This window comes from Antarctobacter sp., assembly GCF_048262615.1.
GTDB lineage: Bacteria > Pseudomonadota > Alphaproteobacteria > Rhodobacterales > Rhodobacteraceae > Antarctobacter.
The window spans coordinates 30,571-48,646 of sequence record NZ_JBLXFB010000015.1 but is presented as its reverse complement, the minus strand read 5'-3'; the positions used below and the strand labels follow the sequence as shown (position 1 = coordinate 48,646).

Here is an 18,076-nt window from a genome sequence, read left to right as displayed (position 1 = left end):
AACTCTTTGTAAGCGGTAAAGCGGCGTCGCGCAAGCGCTGCTGCGGTCTGCGCCGCACAAGCCAAGGCCAACGATCATCTGTGAAAGGGCTTGCAAACAGAACGCAATCATTTAGATTATTTAAGGCACCATTTTTCCGGAGGATGCATGACGAGTGACAGCGCGACACAGGTGCTGATTGTCGGCGCTGGCCCTGTCGGGCTGGGCATGGCGATCGAACTGGCCCGGCGCGGCATCAATTGCGTTCTGGTCGAACAGGGTGATGGCACAATCGCCCACCCCCGCACCGGCCTGATGGCGGTGCGCACCATGGAGATGCTGCGCGGCTGGGGCCTGGCCGATGCCATCAAGACGGCTGGCTTTCCGCCGGACTACGAGCTGTCGATGGTCTTTTGCACCGCGCTCGACGGGCTCTTGCTGGACAAGGAATATTATCCCGGCATGGCGGATACGCCGCTTCCGCCCGAAGCGCCGGAGCACAAGCAGCGTTGCCCGCAATCCTGGATGCAGCCGATCCTGACCGAGGCCGCCGCCTCTTTCCGTAGCAACGACATCCGTTACGGCCAGACCCTGACCGGGTTCGCGCAGGACGAGACCGGCGTGACGGCGCAGGTCGCTGACACCGCCACTGGCGCGACGTCGACCATCCGCGCCGACTATCTGCTGGCCTGCGACGGCGCGGGCAGTTTCGTGCGTCAGACTCTGGGCATTCCCTTCGAAGGCCGGTTGCTGGGCTACTCCATAAACATCCTCTTCACCGCCCCGGATCTGGCGCAAAAGCACGCCATGGGCGAGGCAGAGCGTTACCTGCTGGTCGGCCCCGAAGGCACCTGGGGCAATGTGACGGTGATCGACGGGCGCGACACATGGCGGATGACGGTGCTGGGCGGCGCGGAGAAGATGGACCTCGACACGTTCGACGCCGAACACTGGGTGCGCCGCGCCCTGGGCAATGACCGGATCGACTTTACCGTCACCTCTGTCGTGCCGTGGCGGCGCAGCGAGATGCTGGCGGCCCGGTTCCGCGACGGGCGCGTGCTGCTGGCGGGCGACGCGGCACACACGACTTCGCCCACCGGCGGCATGGGCATGAACACCGGGATGCAGGAAATCATGGACCTCGGCTGGAAGCTGGAAGGCGATCTGAAGGGCTGGGCCGGCCCTGGCCTGCTGGACAGCTACGAGGCCGAGCGACGGCCCGTGGCAGCCCGGAACCTGAGCTTTTCCACCACCAATTACAACGCCTGGCGCGACGTCCCGGACACCTCCGCCATCCTTGAAGACACAGCCCGCGGCGTATCCCTTCGCAAGGCGGTCGGCGCAAGGATGCGCGCCGCGACGCGGGTGGAGTGGGAATCGCTGGGGCTTCAGATCGGGCATCGCTACGAAGGGTCTTCGATCGTCGTTCCCGACGGCTCGCCCGAGCCGCCCGACGATTTCCGCCTTTACCAGCCGACGGCACGGCCCGGTTCGCGCGCGCCTCATGCCTGGCTGCCGGACGGCCGGTCGACACTGGACCTGTTCGGCGACGGATTCGTCTGCCTGACCTTCCCCGGCGGCGAGGCAGAGCCTCTGGCCAAAGCCTTTCGCGCCCGTGGCGTTCCGTTCCGGGTCGAGCGGATCGACGATCCGGCGATTGCGGCGCTGTATCAGCGCAAGCTGGTGCTGGTGCGCCCCGATGGCCATGTCGGCTGGCGCGGCAACCGGGCCGAGGCGGCGCTGGATGTTGTGGACACCCTGCGCGGTGCCGGGGGCCAGTCATGACCGAACATCCTTGGGACGTGGAAACCGATGTGCTGATCCTGGGCAGCGGCGCCGCCGGGCTCTCTGCCGGGATCTTTGCCCGAAAGCGGGGACTGAAGGTCCTGATCTGCGAGAAATCCGCCGTGGTCGGCGGGACCACGGCAACCTCGGGCGGGTTCATCTGGGTGCCGAACACGGACCAGGCCAGGGCCGCCGGGGCCAAGGATTCCGTCGAAAAGGCGCGGATCTATCTGAAGAACGAGCTGGGCAATCACTACCGCGCGGATCTGGTCGATACGTTTCTGGAGGCCGGACCAAAGGCGGTGGCCGAGATTCAGGACGGCACCGACGTGGCCTGGGATTATGTCACATGGCCCGACTATCACGCCGAGACCGACGGCGGCGTGGTCGAGGGCCGCACGCTGGAGCCGCGCCGCTTTGACGGGCGCAGATTGGGCGCGGATTTCGAACTGGTGCGCCCCCCGATCCGGCGGCTGATGCTGCTGGGCGGGATGTCGATCGACAAGCGCAAGGTCGACGATTTCCTCAACCCGTTCCGCTCTGCGCGCGGGTTTGGCCGGGTGGTCGCCACGCTCGCCCGTTTTGCCGCGGACCGGCTGCGCTACTCGCGCGGGACCGATATCGGCGCGGGCAACGCGCTGATCGCGCGGATGCTGCTGAGCCTGCGCAAGATGGGTGCCGAGATCCGGGTCAAGACGCCGCTGGTCGAGCTGATCCACGACGGTACGGGGGTCACGGGCGCGGTGGTGGATCACGACGGAACCCTGACACGCATCCGCGCGCGGCGCGGCGTGGTTCTGGCCACCGGGGGGTTCCCGCACAACGCGAAGATGCGCGAGGAACTGGGCCCCGACCATCCGCATCACCATTCGGTCGGCTGGCAGGACAACGTGGGCGAAGGCATCAATGCCGCCCGCAGGATCGGTGCGCTCATCGACCATGAGGTGGCAGGGCCGGGCCTTTGGCAGCCATCGTCGCTGTTGACGCACCCGGATGGGCGCGAAGAGACGATCCTCTACGGCTATCTCGAACGCGGCAAACCCGGTCTGATCGCGGTGGACCGGTCCGGTCGTCGGTTTGTCAATGAATCCAGCACCTATCACGATATCGTCGCGGCGATGTTCAGGGCCGGGGCCGCCAAGGGCAACCGGTTCTATTTCATCGCCGACCGCCGGTTCGTCTGGCGCTGGGGGCTGGGGATGATCCGGCCGTTCCGTCCCAGCCTGCGGCCCTACGTCCGGCAGGGTTATATCCAGATGGCCGACACAATCGAGGATCTGGCCCGCCGGATCGACGTCGACCCCGGCGGACTGGCGCAGACCGTGGCCAACATAAATGCCTACGCGCAATCCGGCACGGACCCAGAGTTCCGTCGCGGGGAAAACCCCTTTGGCCGCAGGATGCTGGGCGACCCAGGCGTGACGCCCAACCCCACGCTTGGACCGATCCGGACGGCGCCCTTCGTGGCGCTGCGGGTCGTGCCCTCGACGCTGGGCACGGCAATCGGACTGAAGACCAACGACCGCGCCCAGGTGATCGGCAGCGACGGCACCCCTGTTCCGGGGCTGTATGGCGCGGGGCAGGACATCTCTTCGGTGATGCGGGGGTACTATCCGGGCGGCGGAATCAACATCGGAGCGGCGGTGGTCTTTGCCTATGCCGCTATCCGGGACATCGAACAGAAGGCGGACGAAACATGACGGTAGTCGAAACCACACTGGGCAAGCTGCGCGGGCAGGACAATGGCGGCGTTCACGTCTTTCGCGGCATCCGCTACGGCGCTGACACCGGCGGAGAAAACCGGTTTCGCCCGCCCGTCGCCCCTGCTCCGCAACCCGGCATCACCGAAGCGGTGAGGCCCGGCGCCTCGGCACCGCAACTGCCCCGTCCCCACAACACCGACCCGTTCTTTTCATGGTATTCGCAGATCGAACCCGTCAGCGAGGATTGCCTGTTCCTGAACGTCTTCACCCCTGCTTCCGATGCGGCCCGGCGGCCGGTCTTGTTCTGGATCCACGGCGGCGGTTGGCGGGAATACGCCGGCTCTGCGCCGGGCTTTGACGGATCGCGGCTGGCACAGTCGCAGGACGTTGTTGTTGTCACCATCAATCACCGGCTCAATGTCTTCGGGTTTCTCGCGCTGGAGACCGACGATCCCCGCTTTGCCGATTCCGCGAACGTGGGCATTCTCGATATCGTCGCGGCGCTGGAGTGGGTGCGCGACAATATCGCCGCCTTCGGAGGCGACCCGGACAATGTCACGCTGTTCGGCGAATCCGGCGGCGCGTCGAAGATTGCGGCACTGATGGCGACCCGCCACGCCAAACGGTTGTTCCACAAGGCGATCATCGAAAGCAGCGGCGGCGGGCTAAAGCTTGCCACCCGCGAAGAGGCGCTCGGCTTTGCAGGTGCACTGGCCGGATCGCTGGGGGTGGACCGGCCAGACCCCGCCGCCTTGCAGGCGCTGCCGATGGACCGCATCCTGTCAGCCATCACGCCGCTCGGGATCAGTTATCGCGCGTCGCTGGATGGCCGGACCTTCACCCACCACCCGTTCGACGGCGCACCGCCACCCGAGGCCGCGGGCCTGCCGGTCATGACAGGTTGTACCCGGACCGAGGCCACCTATTACATGCGTGACGATCCCGCGAATTTCGACTTGCCCAGGGACGAGGTGATCCGCAGGCTCAGGTCGCTGCTGGAAACAGATCCGGAAACGGCCACGCAGATCCACAAACGTTATCGTTCGGTCTACCCGGACGAAAGCCACAGCATGCTGATGTTCCTTGCGGCCTCTGACTTCATCTTCAAAAAGACAACCTGGGGCATGGCCGAGATGCAGTCGCGCCAAGCGCCCGCCTGGGCGTTCCACTTTGAATGGAACACGCCGGTCGAAGGCGGGCGCATGGGCGCGGTCCACACGCTGGAGGTGCCTTTTGTCTTTGGCACCACGGCAGCGGCGCGCCCCTGCATCGGTGACGGCCCCGAGGTAGAGCCGCTGGCCGAGCGCATGATGGCCACATGGGCCGCCTTTGCGCGGCAAGGCGATCCCAACAACGCCAGCCTGCCCGCGTGGCCACAATACAGCGCGACGGATCGCGCAACGATGATCCTGGATACTGAATGCCGGGTGGAGTCCGATCCGGGCAGCGCGGCACGGGCCGCGCTCGACCTCGTCGCGCCGTTTGGCTACCAACACAATCTGTCGGCGATCTCGCAGCCCTGAGGGGTCGGCCCCCGAGAGCCGTCAGTCGCTGAACCGTCGCCACACGCCGCGGGCGGTGGCGACGGTTTCACCCTCGACGCTGAGCACGCCGTCAACGAACACCATGCTTCCGCCTTTGCGCACCACCTGCGCCGCCAGTTCCACCGTCGATCCGATCGGAACGGCGCGGATGAAATGAACGTCCAGTTGCACCGTGGCCTGTTTGAGGTTCACTTCGTTCTGCCGGATCGTGAAGCCAAGGCCCCGGTCGGCGAAGGTCATCAGCATCCCGCCCTGAACGACACCGTTCCGGTTGCGATGTTTGTCGCCCGCGACAAAGCGGAAATAGCCGCGTCCGTCGTCGCGGTAGGGCCGGTGCTGGATCGGACCGACGAGCCCGATAAAGCCGTCGTCCTCCATATCGATCCATGCGTCGTCCGTCATCATCCGTCAGATTGCCTCGCGCGAGGCAATCTTGCGCTGCTGCATGGGGGCGACGTGTTCCTTCAGGATCTGTGCCAACTCTGCGCGGCGGGGCTGCAACTGCGCGGTCGGGCCGACCAGCGTGATGGCGCCGGTGGCATCGTTGTTGCGGTCGTAGACCACCGTGGCGATGGCCGAACGCGCCCCTTGCTGACGGGTGTTGTGGGCAATGCCGGTCGCGACGATATCAGGGTATTCGCTGAGGAACTTCGAAACGAACTCGCCCTCGTCCTCGGAACGCCGCCGCAGGAATTCGTTGACCTCGGCGCGCGGCATCGCTGCAAGCAGCGCCTTTCCGCCCGCGGTCTGTAGCAGCGTGCGCCGGATACTGGTCTGGGCCTCGAATCCGGTGACCGGGTCGCTGCCCGCTTCGGCCACGTAAATCAGGTTGTCACCGGCCCGCACGCCCAGAAAGGCGGCAACCCCGGTGGCCTCGTGCAGCGCATGAAGATCGTCATAGGTCACGACGCCGGCCCGGATGTGGCCGCTGGCCATCGACAGCGCATAAACCGCAGGCCCAAGGTAGAAACCGCCTCCGGTTTCGTAGATCCAGCCTCGCGCCAGCAGACCCTGAACAAACCCGTGAACAGAACTCTTGGCCGCACCCAGCGTGCGCACCAGTTCGCCAAAGGTGATACCGGGCCGCGCAACGACCACTTCGACGATCTGCGTGACGCGGTTGATCGTCCGATGCCCGTCCGATGCGGGCGGCCTGGCTGACGTATTCATGGCAAAAAGCGTCCGTGTGCGTCGTTCATAATTATGAACGACGCTATTTTCACCGGGCCGGCTTGTCAAACCGATGCGACGCAGTCAGGCCGGTGGGCGGTATCGGCCTGCTCGCGCAGGTCGGCCTGTGCCGACATGCGCACCAGATAGGACATGAAGGACCAGCCGCAGTTGAAATCCGCAGCGGGGGCGTCTTTCGGGGTCTGGTTCTCAGTCGGAATGGGTTCAAGATAGCTCATGTAATCCTCCCTGATTTGAGCTCATTTGCCGCTGAAACGCGGTCTTCTTTTTTCTATGAGGGCCAGAACCGCCTCTTTCTGGTCGGCGGTGTTCTGGGCAATCGCCTGATAGGCCGCCGACAGCTCCAGTGAGCCGTCCAGCGTCATGTCCATGGACTGCTTGATCAGTCGTTTGTTCAGCCGGATACTGCGGGGCGGAAAGGATGCGATGCCCTCGGCCATCTCCAAGGCCCTGTCCATCAGGTCGGCGGCGGGCACCACATGGGTAACGAGGCCCCACGCCCTTGCCTCTTCGGCGTCCAGCACGTTGCAGGTCAGCGCCATTTCCAGCGCCCGTGGCAATCCCACGATCCGCGGCAGCAGCCAGGCCCCACCGTCGCCGGAGACGATCCCGACACGCATAAAGCTTTCGGCGAATTTCGCGTGTTCCGAGGCGATGCGGATGTCGCACATGCAGGCGAGATCGCAGCCAGCGCCGATCGCCGCCCCGTTGACCGCGGCGATGGCGGGCACGTCCAGCCGGTGAAACAGCTTGGTGATCATCTGCACGCCGTTGCGGTAGCCGTCGGTCATGTCATAGGCGGTGCCGCGATACATCGGATCGTTGCCGTCGCGCATGTCCTTGATGTTGCCGCCCGAGCAAAATCCCTTGCCCGCCCCGGTCAGGACGATGCAGGACAGGCTTTCATCGGCATTGGCACGGGCAAGAAAATCGCAGAGTTCGCTGACAATACCGGGGGTCAGCGGGTTGCGGGTTTCGGGTTCGTTCAGCGTGACGATGGCAACGCGGTCGCGGCGTTCGATCAGGATCTTTTGTTCAGACATCGGCTCAGGCCCCCTTGGTGGCGCGCGTCGGCAGCGCGACGGTTGCGGTTCCCGGCATGACATTCTGCCCGCGCTGGTTGGTGGCCCATGTCGTCAGCCGGACAACGTGATCGCCGTCGGCATCGACCTCCTTGGCCTCGACCTTGCCGGACAGGCGCACGACATCCGACAGGTAGACATGGCTGCGATATTGCGTGGTGGCCGCCTTGATCCGCGCATCGTCGCCCATCCAGTGGGTCAGCGAATGGATCTGCCAGCACGTGCGCTGGATACCCACGTCGTAGGCTGCCTGCGCGCCCTGAAGGCTGGCCGCGTAGTCGTTGTAATGTACCGAATAGACCGGCTCCAGCGCCATGGTATTGGGATCGCGGAAGGCCCATTTCGGGTGTTTGTGATACCGCTTCAGCGACACCTTGTGGGCAGCGACCCGCGGGATCGGTGCGGCGCCGGCGGCGACAAAGGCGATCTCGTCGGTCAGGCCGATCGGTCCCTTGGTCAGCGTGTCGATCTCGTCGCCGACCTGCACATCCTCCCAGTAGCGCGGCGTCGCGCCGCGTTCCTTCTCGGCGAGGATATCCGCCTCGATCCCGGCGATTTCATCGTCAGTCCAGGGATGCGGCAGTTCGATCTTGCGGCCTTCGCGGCGCTTCTGCATCTCAGAGCGTTCAAAGCGCATCCGGGAACAGGTGAATTTCGCCACCAGTTCGTCGTTCTGGTTCCAGTATTCCTGGCGGACATAGTCCTTGATCCGGCGGCCTCCAAAGTTGCTCTCTACCGGATCGTCGAAGCCGTCGAACCAGACGCGGGCGGTGATGCGGTCATCGACGCGGATCGGGGCGTTGAACTCCAGCAGGGTTTCGGCGTGAAAGCCGCCCAGCCCGCGCCAGCCGAATTGCACCGAGGCGAGGCAGGCAAATATGAAGCTGGGGGGGGCGATGATCCCGCCGTGACGGGAGGCAGCGGCATAGTCCGGGTCGGTCCAGAGAGGATTGTCGTCGCCGATCCCCTCGCAGAACCGCATGATGGCCAGCCGGGTGGCGTATTCGTTGTTGACGCAGCCTTCGGTCCGCAACTCGGTCCCGATCATGGACCGCATGTAGCCCATCATCTCGTCGGTGAATTTGCCCTTGGCAAGCTCCTTGGTAATGCCGCCGTCAACGGACATCGCGCCCCTCCCCTTTGACGTTCATAATTACGAACATTAATTCGTAACTGTGAACGGAGAATGGGGTGAAGGCTGGTGTTGAGTCAAGACTCTTATTTGCACCGGGCGGCCCTTGGCCGTCGGAACGGCTGAAACCGGCGCGGGAATGGCGTGAGCGCAGAGCCGGTCCGCCGCCCACGGAAAATGACCTATGGCAACGCATTCCGGGCCGGTCGACCTGACGGTCCCGGCCCGGTTTTTTCCGTGAAAGGAGGGGGGTTACATCATGCCGAAGGACAGGAACCCGTCTTCGGGAAAGACGTCGTGGATGCGCTTGCCAACCAGATCCTTAAGCGTTTCCGTGGCGCCACCGCCAAGTGTGCCGTAGCGTGCGCCCCGGTAGAAATGCGACACGGGGTATTCGTCGGTAAAGCCATAGCCGCCATGCACCTGCAAGGCGTCCGACGTGACCTTGATTGCCATTTCGTTGACTTCCATCTTGGCGATTGCGGCCAGGTAGGGATCGGGAAAGGGATTCGCGGTGGCCGCAGCGCGGTACAGGATCGAGCGGGCGACCTCGATTTCGCGCGCCATCGTGGCCAAGTGCCAGCGCATCCCCTGCATGGAACCGGTCGGCTTGCCAAAAATGGTGCGTTCGCGCGTGTATTTCACGGCTTCTTCAAAGGCGCCCTCGGCCAGACCCAGGGAAACGGACGGGTTCATGCAACGCTGGGTGTTGAACGCGGTCAGAAGTTTCTTCATCCCGTCCCGCTCGATGATCAGGTTCTCGCGCGGCAGTTCGATGTCGTGAAACTGGATCTCGGCCAGGTTTTCGCCACCCATGGTGTGATAGCGCGCAGTAACCTCGAATCCGGGCGTGGCCGGGTCGAGCAGCACACAACCGATCCCCTCGCGCCCCGGAACGCCATCGACCCGAGTGAAGATGATGAAGCAATGCGCCTCGTCCGCGCGGCTGATCAACGTCTTGGTGCCGTTCAGGATCACGGTGTCACCCTTGATCACGGTATTGGTCTTGTAGTTTGCCACATCCGTTCCGGCATGCGGCTCGGTCATGCAGATGGCAAGAATCACATCGCCGGTGACGACTCCGGGCAAAAGCCTTTCCTGAATGTGCTTGGGCGCGTAGTTCGCGATGATGCGATTCTGGGCACCCATGGCGCTCATCGCCGCCATTGAGGTGGCATAGCAGACCTTGGCCACCTCTTCGAGCGCCAGAACGCAGTCCAGAACCGGCAGGCCAAGCCCGCCGAATTCCTCCGGGACGGCCATGCCCAGCACACCGATCTCGGCCAGATCCTTCAGGTTCTCGTGTGGAAAGGTGCCGTCCTGCCATTTGTGGACCCGGCCTTTGAATTTCTGCTGCGACAGTTGGCGCACAGTGTCGATCATCGCGCGTTGATCGGCGTTCAGTTCCAGTTTCATGGGTGTCCCTTTCGACGTTCAGCCGAAGACCGGAGCGCGGCGTTCCGCGAAGGCGGCAAGCCCCTCCTGGTAGTCCTCGGATTTCAGAATTTCGACAATGGCCGTGCGCTCTATCTCAAGACCGCCCGCCAGCGGGCCGTCGAGGCCGCGATAGACCGTATCCTTGAGCCGCGCCGTGGTGCGGCGCGACCGGGCTGCCACCAGGTCCGCAAAGGCCATGGCCCGGTCCATCAACCCCTCGATCGGCACAACGTCGTTCACCAGCCCCCAGTCGGCGGCCTGCTCGGCGGTGATCGGCTCGCCGGTATACATCATTTCCAGCGCGCGGGCGGTGCCGATGAGACGCGGCAGGCGTTGGGTGCCCCCGGCACCGGGCATGGCGCCGATTCGCGCCTCTGTCAGGCCCATCTTGCATCCCGCGGCGGCAAAACGCAGGTCACAGGCCAGCGAGATCTCCATCCCGCCGCCCAACGCGGTGCCGCTGATCGCGGCCACGGTGGCAAACTTCGCGGCAGCGATCTCGTTCGCCAGATCGTTGATCGCACGGTTATGGGCATATTTTTCGTCATCTGACATAAGCTTGCGCTCTTTCAGGTCGGCACCGGCGCAGAATCCTTTGCCATTGGCCGTCAGGATCAACACCTGCGCCCGCGTGTCCGACAGGCCCCGTACGGCCTCTCTCAGGTCGTCGGTCAGCGCCCGGCTGAGCGCGTTATAGGCCTCGGGCCGGTTCAGCCGCAGAACGCAGATCCGCTCCGAGGGCCATTCCTGCAACATATGATCGGTCAAACAGCTCTCCTCATGCCTGCCCCGCGAAATCGCGTTCAAGCGCCTCGCGGAAATCGGGATGTGCCACCGCGATCAGGGCCTTTGCGCGCGCATGAAGGTCCAGCCCCCACAGGTCGGCGACGCCGTATTCGGTGACGACAAGATCGACGTCAGACCGGGCGGTCGTCACGGGTTTGCCGCGCAGACTGGCCACGATCTTGGAATGTTTCAGGTCAGGCGTGGCCGAGGCCATGGCAATGATTGACCGTCCGCCTTCGGACAGGCGGCCGCCGCGTACGTAATCCACCTGACCGCCGACGGCCCCCACGTAGCGCGTCCCGGCAATCTCGGAATTGATCTGACCTGAGAGATCCATCTCAACCGCCGAGTTGATCGTATGCAGCCTGTCGATCTGCGCCAGCACGCGCGCCGAATGCGTATAGGTCGCCCGTCGCAGCGCAATTGCGTCGTTGTCATGGGCGAAATCGAACAGCCGCCGGCTGCCGAACAGCCCGCCAGTCACCGTCACGCCCTGGTCGATCCCCTTGTGGGCGTTGGTGATCGCGCCGCTCTGCATCAGGTCGACCGCCGCATCCGGGATCACACCGGAATGAAGACCCAGATCGCGGTGATCCTTCAGTGCCGCGCAGACGGCCACCGGAAGCCCGCCGACCCCCAGTTGAATGGTTGCGCGGTCGGGGATCAGTTCCGCAACGCGCGCGGCAAGCGCCCGGTCATTGTCCGAGGGCACCGGGTCCGGCAATGAGGGCTCTGGCCCGTCGGCGATGGTAAGATGCGTGATACTGTCCGCCGAAATCAGCGCGTCCTGTGCGGTCAGCGGCAGCCGCTCGTCGATTTCCGCGATCACGACCCGCGCAGAGGCAATCATCTCGTGGACGAAGTCCACCATCACGCCCAACGAGAACATATAGGAGTTCTCGACCGGGCGGACCCGGATCAACGCCACGTCGACGGGGATTCGCCGCGACCGGATCAACTCCGGAATGGCCGAGACATGCGCCGGAATGACCCGCCCCTTTGAGGCCGCGACTGCGCGCCGCGTTTCGGCAGCGCCGTTCAGGCACAGGAAGTCGATGGTGTCGCCTCGGATCTCTCGCAGAGTCGGGGAGGTCACCATACCCAGCACAAGCGTCATTGGCGGAAGGTCGGGCGCGCTGCGCACCAGCCGACCGCTGAGGCCGGTCGGCTCACCGGTGCCCTGCGGCCACATCACATGATCGCCTGCTTGCAGGACGGTCGAAAAATCGAAGTCCGCGCTATGCTGAAGTGTCGTCGTCACGGTGTGCCTTCCGCCCGTTGTCGCCCAAAAGATAACGAGTGATATCATCTATATGAATATAGATTGAGCAACGCTTGTCAATCGGATAGGGTCAAGGAATGCAACCCGGCAGGGACCAGCGCCTTGCCGCCCCTCCCAAAACGCGCCAAACCGACAGGGCCCGCGTTCAGGGATGTCGCAAGCCGGATTGGAGCCGCCGTGATCACGTCAGAAAAAGGGCCCCTGTTCGGCGTGCTCATCCTTGCCCTGGTCGCATGTCAGGCAGGCGCAGAAGTCACGCAGGCGACCGTGTTCCGCTTTGGCGTTGTCGGCTGTCTGCTTGGCCTCGTCGCGGTGATGCTGCTGACCGCACGGGCCGTGGGGCGCATCTTTCTGATCGTGTCGGCCGCAACCACCCTCACCCTGATCGCGCTGGAGCCGGGCTGGCAAGCGGCGATCTGGAAGGCGCTGCTGACATCCGGGTTCTTCGTCGCCTTCTTCAGCGCGCTGACGGCATTGCGCAACGCATCGGGCGGATCTCCGTCGATGGAGCGGGCCGGAGACTATCTGGCCCGCCAACCCCCAGGCCGTCGCTATCTGGCGTTGACCGCCGGGGCGCAGGCCTTTGCCGTGTTGCTGAATTACGGCGCCATCCAGCTGCTGGGCACGCTGGCGGTGAACAGCGCCAAGTCCGAGCCGGACGAGACCATCCGCAAGATCCGGATTCGCCGGATGCTGCTGGCCATCCATCGCGGGTTCGCCTCGTCTTTGTCGTGGTCGCCGCTGTCCTTCTCGATCGCGATTTCCGTAGCGGTCATCCCGGGCACTAGCTGGGGGAGCATTGCCGTGCCGGGTCTGGTGACCTCGGCCATCATCCTGTTGACGGGCTGGGCAGTCGACACGATCTTCAAACCGCAGGTCGCGGGGCGTCGGCCACAGCCCACCGGCTCTCCGGGGCGCTGGACCGCGCTGTTCCCGCTGCTCGTCTTGCTGGCGCTCGTTCTGGGGCTGTTGGTGGGGCTTGCCTACCTGCTGCCGATCCGCGTGGTCGGGCTGGTGCTGATGATCGTGCCGGCGGTCTCGTTCGTCTGGGTCCTGCTCCAGCCGGCGGCACCCGGCGGCCTGAAGAAGCGGTTCAGGAGCTATGTCACCGAAGAGATACCCGGCTACCGCGCCGAGATCCTGCTGATCGCGACAGCCGGCTACATCGGCTCGACGGCCTCGGTCCTCGTGGCGCCCCATATCGGAGCCTCCGGCATCGATCTTACCGCGCTGCCGGTCTGGGTGCTTCTGCTCGGCCTTGTCTGGATCATGCCGGTGCTCGGCCAGCTGGGGGCCAACCCGATCCTGTCCATGTCACTGGTCGGGCCGTTGCTCCCGCCCGCCGAGATCTTGGGGATTTCGCCTGTCGCGCTGGCGGTTGCGTTGATCTGTGGCTGGACGCTCACCGGGATCACCTCGCCCTTTACGGCAACCAACCTGCTGATCGGGCGTTTCGGCGGCGTGCGCCCGATCGCGGTGGGCTGGGTCTGGAACCGCAGCTATTTCGTGATCACCATGGCGCTGCTCTGCCTGTGGACGCTGATCTACGCCTTTGTCGTGGCATGACGCGGCCCAAGCCGCATCAGGATCCGCCGGGCCGGTGGGACGGATACCAGAAACCGTCCTCTTCTCGCACAAACCCCTCGGCCTGCAACTTTTCGAGATGCGACAGCACATTGCGTTCCGCCGCGCTTTGCAGGATCGGGTCGGTCTTTGCGTACAGCCTGCGGGACAGTTCCGCGACCGTCACCTGTTCCCGATGCAGGGCATCGAGGATCTCGCGTTCGCGCGTGACGCGGCGGTCGCGCAACTCCCGCACATAAGCCTGCGGCGACGCCAGCGCCGGTCCGTGTCCGGGCAGGTACAGCCGGTCATCGCGGGCCAGCAGGCGGTCAAGGCTGGCAATATAGTCCGCCATGCTGCCCAGCGGCGGCGAGACGACGCTGGACGACCATCCCATAACGTGGTCGCCGGTGAAGATCATTCCGTCGCGCCATTGAAAACACAGGTGATCCGGCGCATGGCCGGGGGTGTGCACCGCCCTCAGCTCTCCCACCCGGTCGCCGTCACGCATCGGCACATCGGGCCGTGGCTGGTCAAGGTTCAACGGTTTGACAAAGCTGTAGACCGGGGCCGGGACACGGGATTTCATCTCGGGCAACGCGCCGACATGGTCGTGATGCCCGTGGGTGACCACATAGCGGGTGATCCGCCCTTTCGTCGCGCGGATCACCTCTGCAACATGCGCAGGGTCGTCGGCCGGGCCGGGATCGAGCACAAGAAAGCCGTCCTCTTCCGGCAGAAGGTAGGTGTTGGTGCCGTGGTAGGTCATTCGGCTGGGGTTGCGCGCGACGATCCGGGACAGGCCGTCGACCACCTGCTGGGCAGTTCCACGCGCGGGTTCGGGTTCTTAGAGAAAAGCCAGTGTCTCAACTCCTCGGGTTAGGCTTGGTCAGACGGCCTCAGGATGGGGCAAGGGCCGGGGCCACGGCGGCCGCCACGTCAGGCACCGAGGCAAGGTCGCGCAGCAGCGCCAAAAGGTGTTCCGGGCGGTCGCCCTTCAATACGGTTCGGGCCTGCCCGAGGAATTTCGCGTCAAGCTCGGCATCGGTCATCTTTCGCGCCATGCTGCCGCGCGCCGCCTCGACACAGGCTGTCAACCGCCGGCCATCGGCAAGCACCGCCTCGGCGCGGGCCTGATCCCGGCCCAGAGACGGGTCGGCCACACCGACCACGCGCTCCCGGAACCGGGCGATTTCGGCGTCGGAGATCATCGCCTGGCGGGTGACGTCCACGCCCCATTCGCCGCGCAGGATCACCGCGGCGGCCCAGTGATACAGGCTGACTTGCGCCTCAAACATGTCTTTCGGGTGACGGCGGTCGGCCAGGGTCATGGTCAGGGGATGCACCCGAAGCGTGAGCGAGACGACCTCTGTCCCGCCCGCCTGTTCAAGGATATCGCGGCACGCGTCGATGGCGGGTTGCACCACGATCCCGGCGGGATAGGGTTTGTATGTGTTGGCGAGCATTTCGTGGTAGGTGCCCAGACGCTCGACCGCCCGATCATGGCTGGCCCCGCGCGCATGGACCGCGAAGAACCCCTTGGGGCTTTCCAGCGTGTCGCCCATGCATTCCAGCCCGGCCTTGGCAAGGTGAGCCGCGAACATCGCTGCCCGCGAGGCGATGCCCGGCACCACCAGCGCACTCATCGCACCATGGGTCGCGCGAATGCCCGCCCCCTGCGTCGCGCCGTAGCCGATGGCCCAGCCCATGCGCGTCTCGTCGAAGCCCATGACCTTGCCAAGCGCGACAGCGCCGCCGATCGGACCGGTCTGGCCGGTGATGTAAAGCGCGACGTTTCCCTCCGCCGGCGGCAAAAGCAGCACGTTGCTGAGACGGCATTGCACCTCGATTCCCAGGGCCAGCGCGGCGAGGAAGGCCTTGCCGCTGACCGGCTCTGTCTCGGCATGGGCAAAAAGCGGGGCGGCGACGGGCCCCGACGGATGGGTGACGGTGGCCAGATGCGTGTCATCATAGGCCAGCGCATTGGAGGCGACGCTGTTCAGGAACGCCGCGCTGGCCATGTCGGTGCGCATGCCATGACCGATCCGCGTCGCCTGCGCGGGCCCGCCGGTGCAGGCCACCGCCTGAGCGGCGTGCAGCGCGACATCCTCCCGGCTGCCGCCCAGAGCGCAGCCGATCCAGTTCAGGAAGGCACGCATGGCCTCGACCTGAACCTCTCCGGGCAGAGCGTCGTAATCGGCTTGCACCGCGTAACGGGCAAGCTCGGCGGTGATCGGGCGGGGATTGGTCATCCCGACGCCGTCATATGACGCCGTCGGCCTTCATCCGGTCGATCTCTTCTCTCGAATGGCCCAGCCACTCGCCGTAAATCTCGTCGTTCTTTGCCCCAAGAGGCAGGTGCGGCTCCAACGGGATGCGCGGCACGCCCTTCATGTTCAAAGGCGAATGCGGCACGTTGATCCGACCCAGTTCCGGGTGATCAAGGGGTTGCAGCGACCCGCGCGCCAGCATGTTCTCATCGTTCATGACTTCCTTGAGGTTGCGCACAGGCGCACAGGGCACCGATCTGGCCAGCATGGCCGCCGCGGCATCGCCTTTGGTCTGCGTCTTCATCCAGGCTTCCAGCAACTCGTCGACCAGTTCGAAGTTCACCACCCGGTCGGTGCGGGTGGCCAGCCGCGGGTCATCGGCAAGGTCCGGTTGCCCGATAACCTCGCAGATCGCGCGCCAATGGTGATCGGCGGGGGCATTGACGACCACCCAGCCGTCCTTGGCCGGATAGGCGTTGTAGGGGGCCACGCCAAGACCACCGTGCCGGTTGCCGGTGCGTTCGGGCGCAGCGTCGCCACGGGCGTGGAACATGCCGTAGTTCGATCCCAGGGAACAGTAGGTGGCATCCTGCATCGACACTTCGACGACCTTGCCGGTGCCGGTGCGTTCGCGGGCATAAAGCGCCATCATGATGGCGGAATGCAGGTGGATTCCGGCGAAGAAGTCGCACAATGCCGCGCCCGACTTGACCGGCGGCCCGTCCGGGAAGCCGGTGGAGTTGATCACGCCGCACATCGCCTGCATGACCAGATCCATCGCCGGATAATTGCGGTATGGGCCATCGCTGCCGTAGCCGGAACTCGACCCGTAGATCAGCCGCGGGTTGATCTTTTGCAGAGCCTCTGCCCCGACGCCGAGCCGGTCCATGACACCGGGCGAGAAATTTTCAATCAGGATATCGGCCTTTTTGACCATCTCGCGCAGGATCTCCTTGCCCTGCTCGGACTTCAGGTTCAGCGTCACCGGCTTCTTGTTGGAGTTCAGCATGGCAAAGGGATAGGCCACGCCGCCCAGGTCGCCACGGCTGCGCAGGTTCTCGCCCGTCTTGGGCTCGATCTTGATGACGTTGGCCCCGGCCAGCGCCATCAGGAAGGTCGCGTAGGGACCGTTATAGATCTGCGTCAGATCGAGAACCGTGATCCCGTCCAGAGGATAGGGCGCACCCTGCTGCGCCCCTTCGGCCTGAGAAACATCGATCTTCATGTGCCATCCTCCGAATCAATGACCGGCCGGCATGGGAAACCGGTCCGCTTAAATCATTTAAATGGAAAAGATGGATATAATCAACCCGGTCCGCGAACTTTCGGCGGATCCAACCGGGATTTACCGGATCAACTGACCCGGCGCCCCTGACGCGCGACGATGCTGGTCGCCTGATCCAGCAGATGTTGATAGTTTTTCTTCACGAACATCTCGAGCTCGCCCACATGTTCCCGCATCCGCTCGGCGGCCTGATCGCTGTCACGAGCCCGGAGCGCCTCAAGGATCTGGCGGTGCGCCTCGATGACATGTTTCTGACTGCGCGGCGTGTATCGGACGCCATGCTCTTCGCCGACGGCGACGATGCTGATCGTGGCCCAGAAGATTTCCATCACCTTGTTGCCGCTTGCCTTGGCGACAAGCGAATGGAACAAACGGTTTTCTTCGATGAAGGCGGCGGGATCCTTGATCGTCGCCATATTGTCAATCGAGGCCTGCATGGCGTCGAAATCCTCTTCGCTGCCATTGACCGCAGCCTCGGCGGCCAGAGCCGGTTCAACCGCCTCGCGCGCCTTCAACACCGCAGAGAACGGCACGTCGTGCATCCGCAGATAAATAGACAGCCCGTGCGCCAGAATATCAGTGCCGGGGCGGCGCACCATGATACCACCCTTGGGACCGGGCCGCAGTTCCAGCACGCCTTGGGATTCGAGGATGCGCAGGCTCTCGCGCAGGGTCGGGCGGCTGACATCGAACTGTTGCAGCAGATCGGCCTCGGTGCCAAAGCTGGTGCCCGGCTCAAGATTGGCGGTGACGATCTTGTCCAGCAGAAGCTGGGCAACATATTCGGCCTTGCTGTTCGGAACTGATGCCACGCTTTTTCTCCTGATTGTTCCTCGACGCCTTCGACTTCTGCGCCTTGCGGGTTGTCCGCTTCTATTGAGATGATCGCAATGCTTCAACAGTCGAATGGCGCCTTATTGATCTAACTAGATCGCAGGCCGGTCGGTTTGTCCAGCGTTTCGGCCCCTGCCTGACGCCAGATGGCGTCGTGGCGGCGACACCGGTGCCGACTGGAGCGTTTCGCAGCCGACAGTCCG

General features: G+C 64.4%; 16 protein-coding genes. 4 read left to right on the top strand and 12 right to left on the bottom strand.

Annotation, left to right across the window (positions count from 1 at the left end; translation table 11 throughout):
• Positions 1-147: 147 nt before the first annotated feature.
• The 3 genes from ACN0S5_RS16010 to ACN0S5_RS16000 are packed head-to-tail and all read left to right on the top strand — an operon-like array spanning position 148 to position 4,990.
• Positions 148-1,764 carry an FAD-dependent monooxygenase gene (locus tag ACN0S5_RS16010; RefSeq protein WP_417209739.1) on the top strand — a complete coding sequence of 539 codons (1,617 nt, stop codon included), beginning with the start codon at positions 148-150 and terminating at the stop codon, positions 1,762-1,764.
• Positions 1,761-3,464 carry an FAD-dependent oxidoreductase gene (locus ACN0S5_RS16005; RefSeq protein ID WP_417209738.1) on the top strand — a complete coding sequence of 568 codons (1,704 nt, stop codon included), beginning with the start codon at positions 1,761-1,763 and terminating at the stop codon, positions 3,462-3,464. The genes ACN0S5_RS16010 and ACN0S5_RS16005 overlap by 4 nt, the downstream gene beginning before the upstream one ends.
• Positions 3,461-4,990 carry a carboxylesterase/lipase family protein gene (locus tag ACN0S5_RS16000; protein ID WP_417209737.1) on the top strand — a complete coding sequence of 510 codons (1,530 nt, stop codon included), beginning with the start codon at positions 3,461-3,463 and terminating at the stop codon, positions 4,988-4,990. Before ACN0S5_RS16005 ends, ACN0S5_RS16000 begins: the two co-directional genes overlap by 4 nt.
• Positions 4,991-5,011: 21 nt before the next feature.
• On the opposite strand, the gene ACN0S5_RS15995 is transcribed toward ACN0S5_RS16000, so the two are convergent.
• The 8 genes from ACN0S5_RS15995 to ACN0S5_RS15960 all read right to left on the bottom strand — a co-directional run bounded on the left by ACN0S5_RS15995 (position 5,012) and on the right by ACN0S5_RS15960 (position 11,900).
• Positions 5,012-5,416, bottom strand: a complete 405-nt coding sequence (locus tag ACN0S5_RS15995; RefSeq protein ID WP_417209736.1) for a PaaI family thioesterase — start codon at positions 5,414-5,416, stop codon at positions 5,012-5,014.
• A gap of 3 nt (positions 5,417-5,419) precedes the next feature.
• On the bottom strand, positions 5,420-6,181 hold the full coding sequence (locus ACN0S5_RS15990) for an IclR family transcriptional regulator (RefSeq protein ID WP_417209735.1): 762 nt from the start codon (positions 6,179-6,181) through the stop codon (positions 5,420-5,422).
• A gap of 65 nt (positions 6,182-6,246) precedes the next feature.
• Positions 6,247-6,420, bottom strand: a complete 174-nt coding sequence (locus ACN0S5_RS15985) for a hypothetical protein (protein WP_417209734.1) — start codon at positions 6,418-6,420, stop codon at positions 6,247-6,249.
• Positions 6,421-6,441: 21 nt separating this feature from the next.
• A complete protein-coding gene (locus ACN0S5_RS15980; RefSeq protein ID WP_417209733.1) occupies positions 6,442-7,245 on the bottom strand; it encodes a crotonase/enoyl-CoA hydratase family protein in 804 nt (267 codons plus the stop codon).
• 4 nt (positions 7,246-7,249) lie between these two features.
• On the bottom strand, positions 7,250-8,410 hold the full coding sequence (locus tag ACN0S5_RS15975; RefSeq protein ID WP_417209732.1) for an FAS1-like dehydratase domain-containing protein: 1,161 nt from the start codon (positions 8,408-8,410) through the stop codon (positions 7,250-7,252).
• Between the two features lie 258 nt (positions 8,411-8,668).
• On the bottom strand, positions 8,669-9,832 hold the full coding sequence (locus ACN0S5_RS15970) for an acyl-CoA dehydrogenase family protein (RefSeq protein ID WP_417209731.1): 1,164 nt from the start codon (positions 9,830-9,832) through the stop codon (positions 8,669-8,671).
• 18 nt (positions 9,833-9,850) lie between these two features.
• Positions 9,851-10,621 carry an enoyl-CoA hydratase/isomerase family protein gene (locus tag ACN0S5_RS15965; RefSeq protein ID WP_417209730.1) on the bottom strand — a complete coding sequence of 257 codons (771 nt, stop codon included), beginning with the start codon at positions 10,619-10,621 and terminating at the stop codon, positions 9,851-9,853.
• Between the two features lie 10 nt (positions 10,622-10,631).
• Entirely contained in the window at positions 10,632-11,900 is a 1,269-nt protein-coding gene (locus ACN0S5_RS15960) for an acetyl-CoA hydrolase/transferase family protein (protein ID WP_417209729.1), read from the bottom strand.
• Between the two features lie 198 nt (positions 11,901-12,098).
• On the opposite strand from ACN0S5_RS15960, the gene ACN0S5_RS15955 reads away from it, so the two are divergent.
• Positions 12,099-13,487 (top strand): hypothetical protein, encoded by a 1,389-nt coding sequence (locus tag ACN0S5_RS15955; RefSeq protein WP_417209728.1) that lies wholly within the window; start codon positions 12,099-12,101, stop codon positions 13,485-13,487.
• Positions 13,488-13,503: 16 nt separating this feature from the next.
• Here the strand turns inward: ACN0S5_RS15955 and ACN0S5_RS15950 are convergent, their stop codons facing one another.
• The 4 genes from ACN0S5_RS15950 to ACN0S5_RS15935 all read right to left on the bottom strand — a co-directional run bounded on the left by ACN0S5_RS15950 (position 13,504) and on the right by ACN0S5_RS15935 (position 17,851).
• Complete coding sequence (locus ACN0S5_RS15950) at positions 13,504-14,298, bottom strand: MBL fold metallo-hydrolase (RefSeq protein ID WP_417209727.1); 795 nt, start codon at positions 14,296-14,298, stop codon at positions 13,504-13,506.
• Positions 14,299-14,383: 85 nt separating this feature from the next.
• A complete protein-coding gene (locus ACN0S5_RS15945; protein WP_417209726.1) occupies positions 14,384-15,736 on the bottom strand; it encodes an MmgE/PrpD family protein in 1,353 nt (450 codons plus the stop codon).
• A 10-nt stretch (positions 15,737-15,746) separates the two neighbouring features.
• Positions 15,747-16,979: a CaiB/BaiF CoA transferase family protein gene (locus ACN0S5_RS15940; RefSeq protein ID WP_417209725.1), complete on the bottom strand. Its 1,233-nt coding sequence runs from the start codon at positions 16,977-16,979 to the stop codon at positions 15,747-15,749.
• Between the two features lie 128 nt (positions 16,980-17,107).
• Positions 17,108-17,851, bottom strand: a complete 744-nt coding sequence (locus tag ACN0S5_RS15935; protein ID WP_417209724.1) for a FadR/GntR family transcriptional regulator — start codon at positions 17,849-17,851, stop codon at positions 17,108-17,110.
• Positions 17,852-18,076 lie beyond the last annotated feature (225 nt).

Excerpts from the sequence above, each read along its gene's own strand:
- ACN0S5_RS16010 (WP_417209739.1), top strand. The coding sequence starts at position 148 with ATGACGAGTGACAGCGCGACACAGGTGCTGATTGTCGGCGCTGGCCCT.
- ACN0S5_RS16005 (WP_417209738.1), top strand. The coding sequence starts at position 1,761 with ATGACCGAACATCCTTGGGACGTGGAAACCGATGTGCTGATCCTGGGC.
- ACN0S5_RS15940 (WP_417209725.1), bottom strand. The coding sequence starts at position 16,979 with ATGAAGATCGATGTTTCTCAGGCCGAAGGGGCGCAGCAGGGTGCGCCC.
- ACN0S5_RS15985 (WP_417209734.1), bottom strand. The coding sequence starts at position 6,420 with ATGAGCTATCTTGAACCCATTCCGACTGAGAACCAGACCCCGAAAGAC.
- ACN0S5_RS15945 (WP_417209726.1), bottom strand. The coding sequence starts at position 15,736 with ATGACCAATCCCCGCCCGATCACCGCCGAGCTTGCCCGTTACGCGGTG.
- ACN0S5_RS15990 (WP_417209735.1), bottom strand. The coding sequence starts at position 6,181 with ATGAATACGTCAGCCAGGCCGCCCGCATCGGACGGGCATCGGACGATC.
- ACN0S5_RS16000 (WP_417209737.1), top strand. The coding sequence starts at position 3,461 with ATGACGGTAGTCGAAACCACACTGGGCAAGCTGCGCGGGCAGGACAAT.
- ACN0S5_RS15980 (WP_417209733.1), bottom strand. The coding sequence starts at position 7,245 with ATGTCTGAACAAAAGATCCTGATCGAACGCCGCGACCGCGTTGCCATC.
- ACN0S5_RS15975 (WP_417209732.1), bottom strand. The coding sequence starts at position 8,410 with ATGTCCGTTGACGGCGGCATTACCAAGGAGCTTGCCAAGGGCAAATTC.
- ACN0S5_RS15995 (WP_417209736.1), bottom strand. The coding sequence starts at position 5,416 with ATGATGACGGACGACGCATGGATCGATATGGAGGACGACGGCTTTATC.
- ACN0S5_RS15970 (WP_417209731.1), bottom strand. The coding sequence starts at position 9,832 with ATGAAACTGGAACTGAACGCCGATCAACGCGCGATGATCGACACTGTG.